Raw genomic sequence first — 12903 nt, 5'->3', positions numbered from 1 at the left:
CGGTGGGGCGCTCGCTCGAAGCCTTTTTTAATGATGTCAGATCGCATAATTTCTCTTTCGTCCCTCACCCGGCATCTCTTCCAATGGGAGAGGGGCTTGGGGCGAGGGAACCAAAAAGGGCTGCCCGTGTGGGCAGCCCTTTGCTCTAACTCGTGGAATGTGCTTGCTTTTATCTGCTTGTCACTTTCCTGACTACCCAAACGGAAACGGGGTTCGTAATCCCAAGGATAAGAACCAGGAGGCTAATCAGGGTGAAGATAAACAAAGCAAATAAATTTGGCATAGTTACTTTCCGGATGTTCCGGCTGTTTCAATATTGGGCGGGATTGTACTCAAGGGCACAAGAACTGTCAACCGTATAGCGTAAAAATTGCATAAAGGCCAAAATCTCCGAAGTCACGGCACCATCGCCAGCGCCTGCGCCAAATCGGCAATCAAATCGTCAGTGTCTTCGATGCCCAGCGCCAGGCGGATCAGATTATCGCGGATACCCATCCCGGCGCGCTCTTCTGGCGAAAACTCATAATAGGTCATCAGCGCCGGTTGGATGACGAGTGATTCCGTGCCGCCCAATGAGGTCGCAATCTGTGAGAGTTGCAAATGGTCGATGAAGCGGGAGGTCGCTTCCAGGCCGCCGCGCACTGTGAACGAAACCACACCCCCGAAGCCTTTCATCTGCTGGATAGCGACTTTGTGATCGGGGTGGGAGGCCAGCCCCGGATACCAGACTTGCTCAATTTTGGGATGCGCTTCCAAAAATTGAGCCACCTTGATGCCGCTCTGGTTTTGCCGCTCCACGCGCAAGGCCAGCGTTTTGACGCCGCGCAGCACCCAATTGGCGTTGTTGGGATCAATTATGCCACCCAACACACCCAACGGGCCACGCAGCGATGCAATCAGGCCCGCTTCGCCAGCCACCACCCCGGCAAGCAGATCATTATGCCCGGCAAGATATTTGGAGGCAGAATGCACTACCAGGTCCACGCCCCACGCCAGGGGCTGGATATTGATCGGCGTGGCGAAGGTGGCATCCACCATCGTCTTGATTTTGCGACGGCGGGCGACATCCACAAAACGCTCCAAATCCAGCACCCGCAAATAAGGGTTGGTCGGCGACTCGGAGATCAGCAAACGCGTCTCCGGGCGAATGGCATCTTCGAGAGTCTGATAATTTCCCATCGGTACAATTGTACAGTTAATCCCCAGGCGTTTGAGAAACGTCAGCGCAAATTCACGCGTGCGGCGGTAGCAGTCATCGGTGAGCACGATATGCGAGCCGGTCGGCAGCATCGACAAGATCACGCTGGTAATTGCCGCCATGCCCGATGCGTAGAGCAGGGCATCGTCGGCGCCTTCAAGAGCCGCCAGGCGCGCCTCAGCCGCGGCCACGGTGGGGTTGCCATAACGCCCGTATTCGATGACTCCACCCGAATCGCCCATCAGATAAGCGTCTTTATAGGCGCAGACCGCTGCTGTATCCTCAAAAGTGTACGTGGCCGTTTGCACAACCGGCTCGGTAACCGCGCGATAGGGGTTGGCGCGCCGCCCGCCATGCACAGATTGCGTAGAAGGGCCAAAGCCATTCGATTTGCTTTCAGATGGGGGCGTTAAAGTGGGTGCAATTGGGTAAGCCATACAAACATTCTCCTTGTGGGAATCAAAAAAGCCGCCCGGTTGGGCGGCCTGTTGCGCAAAAGATATGTACTGTCTAATGCCTGCGTCTGCGAGACGCGACCACCCAAGCCCGCGAGCGGGGCATCAACATGCTCATCATCATGGCAAAAATACCGAGAATTACAAGGGTAGTCGGGTTCATGTTGGAGCGAATTCTAGTCAATGCCGCCGGATTTGTCAACCGCATCATGCGGCAATTCCTGGGCAGCTTTTTCGAGCATGGTAAATCCGGTCCGGATGAGACGTTCGAGATATTCGGAATCGCGCAATTCCGAGCGATGGAGGGCTTTATCGAGGGCCGCACGCACTCCGCTGGCGCGCCTGGCCCAAAGCGAATCGGCTGAAAGCCGCGCCAAGCGTTCGTTGAGAATTTGGGCTTGATGTTGAGTGGTCGTCATTTTGAAAATTCACCACAAAGACACGAAGGTACAAAGAAAAAACTTCGTGTCTTTGTACCTTCGTGGTGAGAAATTAATTCGCCTGAATATCTTCCAACGGAAGTTCGTATTGTCGCGCCGGAATGGTGCCTAATTTCTCCGGCCATTTGCCGGTGATGTGCTGAACAATACGTCCGACGTGAACGTGGCAATTTTCGATGAAATAACTGTAACGCGCTTTGCGCTCACCGCCCGCAGCCGTCCCGGCAACGTATAGCCCGGGGATATTCGTCTGCATGGTGTGGGGATCAAAAACCGGGACGCGGCTTTCGCCCTCCAGGGTGACTCCGGCACGCTCGAAGAGAGTCATATCCCCGAGGAAGCCAGTCAGCAGTAATGCAAAGTCGGCAGATTGTTCAAAACGCGAGTCATCGGCGCGCCGCAAAATAACCTGTGTGGGCGTAATCTCCACAGGAACAGTTTCGGGCAAGAATTTAATTGTGCCGAGTTCGATTTGCGCCAGCAGGTCGGGCAGGATGAAGTGCTTGACCGATTTCGGATCAAATTCGGCGCGGCGATAGCTGAGGGTCACCTCTGCCCCGGCGCGCCAGCAACGCAGGGCGGCCTCGGCGGCTGAGTTGCGCCCCCCGACGACGAGCAATTTCTCACGGAAATAGGTGTGCGGCTCATCAAAATAATGCGTGACATGTGGCAAATCTTCGCCGGGGATGTGGAGCAAGTTGGGGGCGTGCATATCCCCCACTGCCAGAACCACGCGCCGGGCCTGGTATCGCCGCTCCCCGCTGCGGGACTGAGTCACCAACTCAAAGCCAGAATCCAGCCGGTTGATTTGTGCCACCGGCTCGTAGGTGTTAATCTGCAAATCCAGTACTTCCACAATACTACGCAAATAGGCCAGATACTCTTCGCCGGTAACACGGCTTTGATCGGTATTGGGGATGGGCATCCCGGCAATTTCAATCCGCTCGGTGGTGCTAAAAAAATAGGTTTGGCGCGGCCACCAAGAAAGGGTGTAGCCAATTTGTTTGGCATCGAAATGCAATGTTGAGACTCCGGCGCGCTTCAGCGCCGCGGCTAATTCGATACCAATTGGCCCCGCGCCAATGATGGCAATTTCGGGAATGGGTAGATTTTTGCTCATACGGTGATTTTACCAATAATCACGTATAATTCGAGCATTGTGAATTGACAATTCTATGAGGAAACCAGGAAGCCATGAATTTTTTTGTTTTCCTGGTTTCCTCATCAATAAATACTCGAGGCAGGATATGAACGATCAAAAAGTTATTTTCTCGATGGTACGCGTCAACCGGCGCTTTCCGCCCAGCAATAAAGAAGTTATCCGTGATATTTCGCTGGGATTCTATTATGGGGCCAAGATCGGGGTGGTCGGCCTGAACGGATCGGGCAAAAGCACGCTGCTGAGAATTATCGCCGGGCGCGATGAGGGCTATGAGGGACAGGTGGTCTTCTCGCCGGGCTACAGCGTCGGCCTGCTGGAGCAAGAACCCCAATTGGATGATACCAAAACGGTGCGTGAGATTGTTGAAGAAGCAGTGCAACCGATTGTAAATAATCTCAAAGCCTTTGATACCATCAGCGAGAAATTTGCCGAACCCGATGCCGATTTTGAAACTCTAATCGAAGAGCAAGGCCGCCTGCAAGAATGGCTGGACCATCACGACGCCTGGAATCTGGATCATAAACTTGAAATGGCAATGGGGGCACTGCGCTGCCCGCCGGAAGATTCTTCGGTGGCTGTGCTTTCGGGCGGCGAGCGTCGCCGCGTGGCATTGACACGCCTACTGCTCACCGAGCCGGATATTCTGCTGCTCGACGAGCCGACCAACCACCTCGACGCCGAATCGGTAGCCTGGCTGGAGCGCCATTTGCAGAGCTACCCCGGCACGGTCATCGCTGTGACGCACGACCGCTATTTTCTTGACAATGTTGCGGGCTGGATTCTGGAACTTGACCGCGGGCATGGCATCCCCTGGAAAGGCAACTACTCTTCCTGGCTGGAGCAGAAACAGGATCGCCTGCGCCTGGAAGAGAAAAGCGAAGACAAACGTCTCAAAACCCTGGAACATGAGTTGGAGTGGATCCGTATGGCGCCTAAAGCGCGGCACGCCAAAGGCAAGGCACGCGTCACGGCCTACGAGCGGCTGCTCTCGCAGGAATATGAAAAACAGCGTGAAGATTTAGAGATTTATATCCCGCCGGGGCCGCGGCTGGGCGATCGTGTGATCGAATTCGAAAAGATCAGCAAGGGCTACGATGATCGTTTGCTGATTGAAGACTTCACCCGCAGTATTCCGGCGGGCAGCATTGTGGGCGTGATCGGCCCCAACGGGGCTGGGAAGACATCCTTGCTGCGCATGGTCACCGGGCAGGAGCAACCCAATTCGGGCAACGTAGCCATCGGGCAAACGGTGCAATTGGGCTATGTAGATCAGTCACGCGACACACTCGACGGCGAGAAAAATGTCTGGGAGGAGATCAGCGGCGGGGATGAATTTATCAATCTGGGCGGGAAGAAGCGCAACAGCCGCGCCTATGTTTCTTCGTTCAACTTTTTGGGCAGCGACCAGCAAAAACAGGTCAAAAATCTCTCAGGTGGGGAGCGCAACCGCGTTCACCTGGCGAAGATTCTCAAAAAAGCATCCAATGTGATTTTGCTCGATGAGCCGACCAACGATCTGGATGTCAACACCCTGCGTTCATTAGAAGCCGCCCTAGAGAATTTTGCGGGCTGCGCCATCGTGGTTTCGCACGACCGCTGGTTTCTCGACCGCATTGCCACGCATATTCTGGCTTTTGAGGGTGACAGTCAACTGATGTGGAGCGAGGGCAACTGGTCAGACTACGAAGAAGCGCGCCGCAAACGCCTGGGCACCGATGCCGACACCCCCCAGCGCATCAAATATCGCAAACTCACGAAATAGGGCAAAATAAAGGGTGTGCGTCGGAAACGCACACCCTTTATTTTGCCTATATATTAATTTCCTGCACGCGGTAGGTATACCCGTCTATCGCCAAGTCAATCGCTTCGAGGTGGCGGCGCACATACTGGCCGCAATTCGAGCCAATATAATTCTCTTCCACTTCGCCGATGCTCATAATCACCTGATACCCGGCGGCGCGCAAATCCTGAATAATAGGATAGTCACCATTGCCGCGGTGCGGGTCAATATACGAGTTCAGGCCATTCTCTGCGGCGCGGTAAGTGGGGTTCAGCGGCGTAACTTTAATCAAAAAATGCTCCGGCGAGAAATGGCGCAACAGCACAGCGGGGTCTACCGGACTGTCTTCAGCCAGGGCAAAATTGAGGGTCACTTTGCGATCACCCTCTTCGTGAAAGCGCTCGCCAAACGCGCCCATCTCGGCAAAACCCCACTTCTTAACCGGAATCATCTCATCACGCCGGGCTTCGTCGGTGGTGTGAATCGAAAACTGGAACTGAAAATTCCCGCCGCGGTAAAGCTTATTCTTCACATCCAGCAACCGCTCAAAAAAAGCATCTGTTCCGTGGGGTGCGATTGTCGAAACCGAGGGCATAAAGCCAGGAGCGTGATAACGTTGCGGCAGTTCTTCGATCACATCCAACACGGCCATATTAAAGGCCGGTTCACCCATACGGGCAAACTGAATTTTGAATTGCTGCGTATCAATCTGCCAATCGGGGTAGCGCAAATTCACCACATAATCAATCTGTGCAAATAAACCTTCCCTCGAAACCCTGCCATGATAATAACCCCCGGCGTCGCACATCGAGCAGCCCACCGGGCAGCCAAACAGCGTTGATACCATTAATACCCATTTTTCTTCACGCGGCATCGGCGGCTGGACGGCTTCCACAAATTCAATAAATTTACCGCCTTCCAATTCAGCCACATAGACCATAGCAATATCTTCTCGACCCGATGAAGCGAGGACTTTCATAAAACAATCTCCTTGCAGGTGGGGCGTATTACAAAAATGCGCCCCACCTAAATATTCTCTATTTGTTGGTAAATCTGCATCGCAGCGCGGACGCCATCCCCAACAGCGATGGACGTTTGCCGATAGATGCCATTTTTAACATCTCCAATGAAATAAAGCAAGGCGCGACTTTCCAGGCTCTGGGCTTGATCCTGCACGCGCGGGGATATTGTATCCAAACGTGGAACGCGGCCAATCGCGCCTAAGAGATAATCGGCCTGGATTTCAAGTTTTTCGCGCCTCGAAATGCAGCGCAACAAAAGGCCATCATTCGTGCCCGGCTCTAGCGTTTCAACCGTCGTATGCGCCAGATAGCGGATGCGCGGCTCGACTTGCGAGCGCTCCCACAATAAAGGCAGGCATTTGAGTTCATCGCTGCGATTCAGAATCGTCACCGTGTTGCCGCGTCCTGCCAGATTCAGGGCATAATCAAAAGCCGCATCCCCCGCGCCAACGATGGCAATCTGCTTACCTGTCACGCCAAAAAGTTGGAAAACTTCGTAGACCACGCGCCCGGTCAGGGATGCGGGGATGGCAAAATCGCTAAAGGTGCGCGGCCGCGTCCCTGTGGCGACGACCACCCGTCGGGCAACACGCGCTCCGTAGGGAGTATCCAGCCGGAAGGCAGTGCCATCCCAATCGAGCTGAGTCACGCGCGAGCGAGTCAGCTCCACCCCTACAGCTTGAGCCTGACGCTCGAAGAGGCGCACCAGTTTGATACCTGCGATTCCACGAGGAAAACCAGGGTAATTCTCCACCAGATTGGCATTGCGCAACAAACCACCGGGAGCGTCCATCTCAAAAATCAGCGGATCGATACCAAAGCGTTTGATCTGAATAGCGGCTGCCAACCCCGCCGGGCCAGCGCCGATAATTGCAACCGGGTTAATTTTCATCTGAACACAAAGACAGCGGAGAACGCAGTACCCTAAAGGGCACAGGCGAGCGCAGAGTTTTTCTTTGATATTTCTCAGCGAACTCTGCGGTGAATATATTTCTTTGCAATGGAGTAATTTTATCCATTGGATTCAAAAAAGGCCAAAATATCAGCGATGAGGCAAAGGTGTGCGAAGCCGTGGGCCAGGTTGGTAAGCGTGGCGCCGTGGAAAACGGCATTGTAGGTAGCCGTGCCATCTACAGGGAAGAAAATTTCGAAGCCGCGCACAAAAGCAGAACGGGCGGTGGTTTCACAGCAAAGATGAGTCATTACACCACAAATGACAAGTTGGCTCACATTCAGGCGGCGCAGACGATCATCAAGATCAGTCTGATAAAATGCATCGTATTGCGGCTTCTGTAATATCACGCCAGCGCGCGTATCGAATTGGGGGGCAATCACGCTGAGGGGATTTTCAATGAAAATAATTTCACGCCACCACTGACCCATCATAGCCGCATTCTCGGGGGTGTTGATGTGCTGCGTGAAGAAGATTGGGCAATTGCGCTGCGAGAACGCGTCAATCAGGTTTTGCAGGCCAGGGAGAATTGCCGCCGCACTGGGAATATATGCATGTGATTCAGGTGACAAGAAATATTCTTGCATATCCAAAACTAGCAGAGCGCTATGCTTCGGAATCAAAGCAAGCTCTCGAGGGCGGGAGCTTACCTGATGGAGCATCTGCGCAGCCTGAATATCGATGGTATTGGAAGAAAAATAGCGCTCTTTCACCGAACCCATTCTAGCACAACCAAACTTTATTCAGAGAGTGATAAAAGTCATCCAGCAAGCATAATAATCGGACTACAATTATCCTATTTTATGAATTGAAAGTAGTGTACTTCTGTGTTGGTCAACAACATTCTGAACACATCACTCATTTAGGCTGAAACGCGAATGCCACGAATAGCGCAAATTTCGCGAATGTTATTCAGAATAAATTCGCGTGATTAGCGCCATTCGCGCTCATTCGCGTTAAAATTTTCAAAGGTATTGGTGTACAAAATGCTCCTGATGAATACAAAAGTAGTGTACTTCGTTTTAGAAATTGCATTTCCAAGCTGCTTTTGACCATTATCGTTTTCACCATTATTTCGTTCAAACGCGCATTGGTAGTCCTTTCATAGAGTGTTGGCGGGCATTTTCCATATCAACACCCGAAAGGGAGACTATCCGTGCATTAAATTGACCAAATATCGTTTTGTACGTCACGCCTGTTTGACAAAAATTGTACGCTGTGCTATTCTTCACCGCATAGAGACCGACCGGTCGGTCTGATTGTGAGATCATCCATGCTTGAAACTGAAAAGACCACCCGCCAGCGTATTCTGGATGCCGCCGTAGAACGTTTTGCCCAAAACGGCTACCACAATACCAGCGTAGCCGATATTGTCAGCGATTCGCAAACTTCGAAAGGCGCGGTCTATTTCCACTTCCCCAGCAAAGAAGAGATTTTCCTCGGGCTGGTGGATGAGTTCGCCGCAATTCTCGAAAAGCGGCTAAAGGAAGCCATCGACAAAGAAACCAGCGGCGTTCGTCGGGTAAATACCGCTTTGTGCATTTGCATGGAAACCTTTACTTCGTACCAGAAATTAGCCAAAATATTCCTGATACAAGCGGTTGGCCTGGGGGCGGCCTTCGAAAAAAAGCAACGCGAAATCCACCTGCGTTTCATCCGGCTCATTCAGCAGCATCTCGACGAAGCCGTACAAGAAGGCGATATTCTGCCCCTCGATACCGAAATCGCGGCTTACGCCTGGATGGGCGCGATCAACGAGGTCATCATCGAGTGGGTACATACCGGACATCCCACGCCAAAACGGGCGCTGCCGGGGCTGCAAACCGTGCTGCTACGCAGTCTTGGCATCTCCGAGGAACGCATTCACCATTTGGAAAATTTATAAAGCCAGAGATGCACAGCTTGCTTTCTTGGCCTCATCAAAAAAACACAAAAGGATAAGTATAATGTTTACAAAAAATAAGTTCGCCATGATTCTATTCGTAATTGTTTTATTGGGTATGATGTTAGGCGCCTGCGGCGGGAAGTCCGAACCAGCGACCCTGAAGGTGGCTCTGCTCCCGGTGCTGGATACACTCCCTATCCATGTGGCTGCCCAGGAGGGATTTTTCGAGGCCCAGGGCGTGAACGTGGAAATCATACCGGTGGCATCCGCCCCTGAGCGCGACCAGATCATCGCCGCGGGCAGCGCCGACGGGATGCTCAACGAGATTGTTTCCACACTTTTCTACAATAAAGACGAAGTTCAGGTGCAAATTGTGCGCACCGCCCGCGCCGCCACCAGAACCGCGCCGCTCTTCCGCATTTTGGCAGCCAAAGACAGCGGCATCGCAAATGTGGAAGACCTCAAGGGTGTTGAAATCGGCATCTCAGATGGCACCGTGATCGCTTACCTGACCGACCGCCTGCTAGAAGCCGAGGGCTTTACCACCGATGAAATCGCCACCATCTCTGTGCCAAAAATCCCCGACCGTCTGGCATTGCTCGGTTCTGGCGATATGCAGGCGGCCATGTTGCCCGATCCGGCTTCTTCGATGGCCTTGTTGGGCGGTGCAACGGTTGTTGTTGACGATACCAGCCACCCCGAATATGGTTTGAGCGTCTTTTCCTTCCGCAAAGATATCATTGATGCCAACCCCGAAGCGATTAAAGCCTTCCTGGCAGCGGTTGAGCAAGCCGTGGAGAAAATCAACGCCAATCCCGCGCAATATACCGCTCTAATGGGGGAACAAGGTTTGGTCCCCGGCCCATTGCTGGAAACCTACCAGGTCAACCCCTTCCCCACCGCGGGCGTGCCCTCACAAGCGCAGTGGGATGATGCTGTAGCCTGGGCCACGGGCAAAGGTTTGCTGGATACCGATGTTGCCTACGGCGACTCGGTGACAGCGGAGTATTTGCCTTAATTCTTTTTTGCATAGATAATCCAAAACAAGAGTACGGAGCGGCGTAGCCGCTCCGTACTCTTGTTTTAGGATACTCCGCCAAGATATAGCCCGGCCACAAAAGAAATAATAGGATAAAATCTACCCTTGCCATGATCCTACTGAACGCGCTCACTTTCGCATACCCCAACCAAAAGCCGATCTTTCAGGATTTCTCCTGGAAGATTCAGCGCGGCGAAACCTGGGCGGTGCTTGGCCCTTCAGGATGCGGCAAATCAACGCTGCTGTATCTGATCGCGGGGTTGCGCTTTCCTGCGGCTGGGGATGTCCTCGTCAACGAGGAACGCATTACGCGGCCGCGCCCGTACACCGGGCTGATTATTCAAGAATATGGCCTGTTGCATTGGGCTACCGTGCGCGAGAACGCTCAACTTGGCTTGCGAATCCGCGGCTTTTACGGCCCAGATGGCACCCACGCGCCGCAAGATTTTCAACCATCCCTGAATGTTGACCCCTGGCTGGATCGTTTAAGATTGCTCCCCCATGCCGAAAAATACCCGGGGCAGCTATCCGGCGGGCAGCGCCAGCGCACCGCGATTGCGCGCACTTTGGCGCTGGAACCTGATCTGCTGCTAATGGATGAACCCTTCTCATCACTAGATGCCCCCACGCGCGAAGACTTGCAAAGCCTGACCCTGGAGTTACAGGCCGAGCAAAATCTGACCCTGCTGATTGTCACACACACCATTGAAGAGGCCGCCATTCTCGGCAAAAAAATCCTGCTGCTGGGGGAGCCACCCAACACACACCCGCGGGTGATTAAAAATCCACAGGCCGGAAGCGATAATTTCCGCGGCAGCGATGCATATGTGAATATCTGCCGCGACCTACGCGCTCAAATGGATTTGCCATGAAACGCCGCGATCTGATTTATGCTGTACTGGCGCTCTTCACCATCTGGCATATCGCCGCCTGGCTCATCGATCAGCCGATCTTGCCCTCCCCCATCCGGGTTATCCCGGCATTTTTCCGCGAATTGGGGGGCGATCTACTGCCACATTTCGCCGTCAGCCTGTGGCGTGTGTTTGCCAGCACAGCATTAGCAATTCTACTGGCTTCTCCCGCGGGGCTGATTTTGGGACAGTCGCCGCGCATGAATGCAATTTTCTCGCCGCTAATTTACCTGCTCTACCCGATCCCAAAAGTGGTTCTCGTCCCAGTGCTGATTCTACTCTTTGGGCTTGGCGATATGCCCAAAATTGCGATCATCTTTATTATTCTATTTTTCCAAATTTTAGTACTGGTGCGCGATCAGGCTGCCAGCCTGCGCCCGGAGTTGATCCAGAGTGTGCGCAGCCTGGGGGCTGGGCGGCGGGCACTATTCCGCTATGTGTACCTGCCAGCCAGCCTACCCGCTATTCTCACCGGGCTGCGCCAATCTGTCGGGACGGCGGTGGCGGTGCTATATGTGGCCGAGCTTTTTGCCACGCAACGCGGTCTGGGCTACTATATCTATCTCAAAGGTAGCACGCTCTTCGACTACCCGGCCATGTACGCCGGAATCATGGCGATGAGTTTATTAGGGTTGGGATTATATTTCTCGGTGGATTGGCTTGAACGAAAACTATGCCCCTGGGAATTCGCAAAATGAAACATCTAACGCAAAATAAGGGCAAAGGAATAACCGCTGCACCCTGATTGTTAAACCTGTTCCTGACTTTTCCCCGCCTGCGGCGGGGGATACCGAGATGGTAGTTATTTGGGAACAACTCTATTATTCGATATCGATGGGCAGTTGCAAATAAACATCTGCTCGCCCCGCCAGTATACCTACATCGAAGGTATACTGGCGTTCGCGCTCGAATTCATCCACATCAAAGTGATTTTCGAAATATTCGCCAAGGGCCGGTAACACGGCTTCTAGCCAAAAAATGTCGTTAAGCGAGGGGAGAAAAAACTCTTTCTCTGGACTGAAGCGCATAATACTGGGGTATGCGTTTGGATTGGGGATCGGCCAACCATATTGAGCAATTGCATCCAGATCGTCGAACGCAAAATATATCGCCGTATCGTAGGTCAGCGAGAAGAATTTGAGTTCGCTGGCAAGCCCTGGGGGGTCAAATTCGTGGAATATGCGCTGCAACCCTACCAGATCGTCGCTCACAAAGATCCCGAAACTCTCACCGGCGCCTCCCATCACCACAGCATAGCGCGTCGCTCCATCCACCGGATAACGGATTTCCATTGCTACCTCATAGGGCAGCAATTCCCAGGGGGCAATACGATAGAAATCGGCTGCAGCCTCGAAAACTTTCCCCAACAATGGCACCGTCGCCCCCGGGATGGATAACAGGCTTTCTGGCTCCGGGTAACCGCGGTTCATCATTTGCTCTAGCTCGCGAAGGGTAGGGTTCGCAAAAGGCAGATCGCGCCGAAATTCGCTCGCAATCTCAATCGCATCCAAAACCGGGGCGAGTTCCTGAAGCAGCGCTTCATCATCGAATATTAACTTCTGCGGGCGGCGCTTGGAACCCGATCCGAGCATGGGGCGCTTCATCGCTTTGAGCAATTCTTCCTGAATTTCATCGGCGGTGGGCGGCTGTTCGTAGATGCCATTGCGAATGACCTTGTTCTGATCGCTGACCACCATCACATACCAGGGCCGGTATGGGTTTTCGTGTTCAGGGGAAATCCAGGTTCGCGCCAAACAAACGGCGACTTCCCAGGTTTCAGGTTTTTGATTCAGATTTCGAATTTTTTCGAGCGGGATTTTTGCCATAATATTCTCACCTAAGGATTATTTGCAAAGCGGGAAAGCGGCCCCTGAGGGCTCAACAGGTCTGCTAAAACAGGGTAGGGAATGACAACCTGCTGCGGCCCGCCAGCATAGGGGGCAACTTGATAAGCGTCAAAAACGATCAACATACCTTCTGCGGTTAACGCCCAGACTTCATAATTCGGTAGTGCTCAAGAAGGAAGTGATAGCCTGGAGATGTCATAGCGGACAATAAA

12 protein-coding genes and 1 pseudogene are annotated in these 12903 nt (G+C 53.0%); 5 read left to right on the top strand and 8 right to left on the bottom strand.

The window, feature by feature from the left end; genetic code table 11:
• Positions 1–396 precede the first annotated feature (396 nt).
• The 3 genes from HN413_14180 to HN413_14170 all read right to left on the bottom strand — a co-directional run bounded on the left by HN413_14180 (position 397) and on the right by HN413_14170 (position 3213).
• Positions 397–1635, bottom strand: a complete 1239-nt coding sequence (locus HN413_14180) for an aminotransferase class I/II-fold pyridoxal phosphate-dependent enzyme (GenBank protein MBT3391544.1) — start codon at positions 1633–1635, stop codon at positions 397–399.
• A gap of 194 nt (positions 1636–1829) precedes the next feature.
• The gene (locus tag HN413_14175) at positions 1830–2072 is read right to left on the bottom strand and encodes a hypothetical protein (GenBank protein MBT3391543.1); all 243 of its coding nucleotides are present in this window, start codon (positions 2070–2072) and stop codon (positions 1830–1832) included.
• A gap of 73 nt (positions 2073–2145) precedes the next feature.
• On the bottom strand, positions 2146–3213 hold the full coding sequence (locus tag HN413_14170; protein ID MBT3391542.1) for an NAD(P)-binding domain-containing protein: 1068 nt from the start codon (positions 3211–3213) through the stop codon (positions 2146–2148).
• 127 nt (positions 3214–3340) lie between these two features.
• Here HN413_14170 and ettA point away from each other — a divergent pair, with 127 nt between their 5' ends.
• Positions 3341–5017: an energy-dependent translational throttle protein EttA gene (gene ettA / locus HN413_14165; protein MBT3391541.1), complete on the top strand. Its 1677-nt coding sequence runs from the start codon at positions 3341–3343 to the stop codon at positions 5015–5017.
• A gap of 46 nt (positions 5018–5063) precedes the next feature.
• Here ettA and HN413_14160 read toward each other — a convergent pair whose 3' ends face one another.
• The 3 genes from HN413_14160 to HN413_14150 form a co-directional block, all read right to left on the bottom strand.
• Positions 5064–6014, bottom strand: coding sequence for a radical SAM protein (locus HN413_14160; protein MBT3391540.1), 951 nt, complete (start codon positions 6012–6014; stop codon positions 5064–5066).
• Between the two features lie 47 nt (positions 6015–6061).
• Positions 6062–6949: an NAD(P)/FAD-dependent oxidoreductase gene (locus HN413_14155; protein ID MBT3391539.1), complete on the bottom strand. Its 888-nt coding sequence runs from the start codon at positions 6947–6949 to the stop codon at positions 6062–6064.
• A gap of 119 nt (positions 6950–7068) precedes the next feature.
• Positions 7069–7731, bottom strand: coding sequence for an isochorismatase family protein (locus HN413_14150; GenBank protein MBT3391538.1), 663 nt, complete (start codon positions 7729–7731; stop codon positions 7069–7071).
• A gap of 551 nt (positions 7732–8282) precedes the next feature.
• Here HN413_14150 and HN413_14145 point away from each other — a divergent pair.
• The 4 genes from HN413_14145 to HN413_14130 all read left to right on the top strand — a co-directional run bounded on the left by HN413_14145 (position 8283) and on the right by HN413_14130 (position 11542).
• Positions 8283–8894, top strand: a complete 612-nt coding sequence (locus HN413_14145) for a TetR/AcrR family transcriptional regulator (GenBank protein ID MBT3391537.1) — start codon at positions 8283–8285, stop codon at positions 8892–8894.
• 61 nt (positions 8895–8955) lie between these two features.
• Positions 8956–9912, top strand: coding sequence for an ABC transporter substrate-binding protein (locus HN413_14140; protein MBT3391536.1), 957 nt, complete (start codon positions 8956–8958; stop codon positions 9910–9912).
• A 131-nt stretch (positions 9913–10043) separates the two neighbouring features.
• A complete protein-coding gene (locus HN413_14135) occupies positions 10044–10805 on the top strand; it encodes an ATP-binding cassette domain-containing protein (GenBank protein ID MBT3391535.1) in 762 nt (253 codons plus the stop codon).
• A complete protein-coding gene (locus HN413_14130) occupies positions 10802–11542 on the top strand; it encodes an ABC transporter permease (protein MBT3391534.1) in 741 nt (246 codons plus the stop codon). Before HN413_14135 ends, HN413_14130 begins: the two co-directional genes overlap by 4 nt.
• Positions 11543–11665: 123 nt before the next feature.
• Here HN413_14130 and HN413_14125 read toward each other — a convergent pair whose 3' ends face one another.
• The gene (locus HN413_14125) at positions 11666–12670 is read right to left on the bottom strand and encodes a hypothetical protein (GenBank protein ID MBT3391533.1); all 1005 of its coding nucleotides are present in this window, start codon (positions 12668–12670) and stop codon (positions 11666–11668) included.
• Positions 12671–12681: 11 nt separating this feature from the next.
• A pseudogene (locus HN413_14120) lies at positions 12682–12834 on the bottom strand (DUF3298 domain-containing protein).
• Between the last annotated feature and the right edge of the window lie 69 nt (positions 12835–12903).

Source organism: Chloroflexota bacterium (assembly GCA_018648225.1).
Lineage (GTDB): Bacteria > Chloroflexota > Anaerolineae > Anaerolineales > UBA11858 > NIOZ-UU35.
Note: the sequence above shows the minus strand (reverse complement) of the source record. Positions and strands in the feature narration are given on the sequence as shown.

Bases quoted from the DNA above. Each gene is read 5' to 3' on its own strand.
- ettA (MBT3391541.1), top strand. From the start codon at position 3,341: ATGAACGATCAAAAAGTTATTTTCTCGATGGTACGCGTCAACCGGCGC.
- HN413_14130 (MBT3391534.1), top strand. From the start codon at position 10,802: ATGAAACGCCGCGATCTGATTTATGCTGTACTGGCGCTCTTCACCATC.
- HN413_14125 (MBT3391533.1), bottom strand. From the start codon at position 12,670: ATGGCAAAAATCCCGCTCGAAAAAATTCGAAATCTGAATCAAAAACCT.
- HN413_14135 (MBT3391535.1), top strand. From the start codon at position 10,044: ATGATCCTACTGAACGCGCTCACTTTCGCATACCCCAACCAAAAGCCG.
- HN413_14145 (MBT3391537.1), top strand. From the start codon at position 8,283: ATGCTTGAAACTGAAAAGACCACCCGCCAGCGTATTCTGGATGCCGCC.
- HN413_14150 (MBT3391538.1), bottom strand. From the start codon at position 7,731: ATGGGTTCGGTGAAAGAGCGCTATTTTTCTTCCAATACCATCGATATT.
- HN413_14155 (MBT3391539.1), bottom strand. From the start codon at position 6,949: ATGAAAATTAACCCGGTTGCAATTATCGGCGCTGGCCCGGCGGGGTTG.
- HN413_14160 (MBT3391540.1), bottom strand. From the start codon at position 6,014: ATGAAAGTCCTCGCTTCATCGGGTCGAGAAGATATTGCTATGGTCTAT.
- HN413_14175 (MBT3391543.1), bottom strand. From the start codon at position 2,072: ATGACGACCACTCAACATCAAGCCCAAATTCTCAACGAACGCTTGGCG.
- HN413_14140 (MBT3391536.1), top strand. From the start codon at position 8,956: ATGTTTACAAAAAATAAGTTCGCCATGATTCTATTCGTAATTGTTTTA.
- HN413_14170 (MBT3391542.1), bottom strand. From the start codon at position 3,213: ATGAGCAAAAATCTACCCATTCCCGAAATTGCCATCATTGGCGCGGGG.
- HN413_14180 (MBT3391544.1), bottom strand. From the start codon at position 1,635: ATGGCTTACCCAATTGCACCCACTTTAACGCCCCCATCTGAAAGCAAA.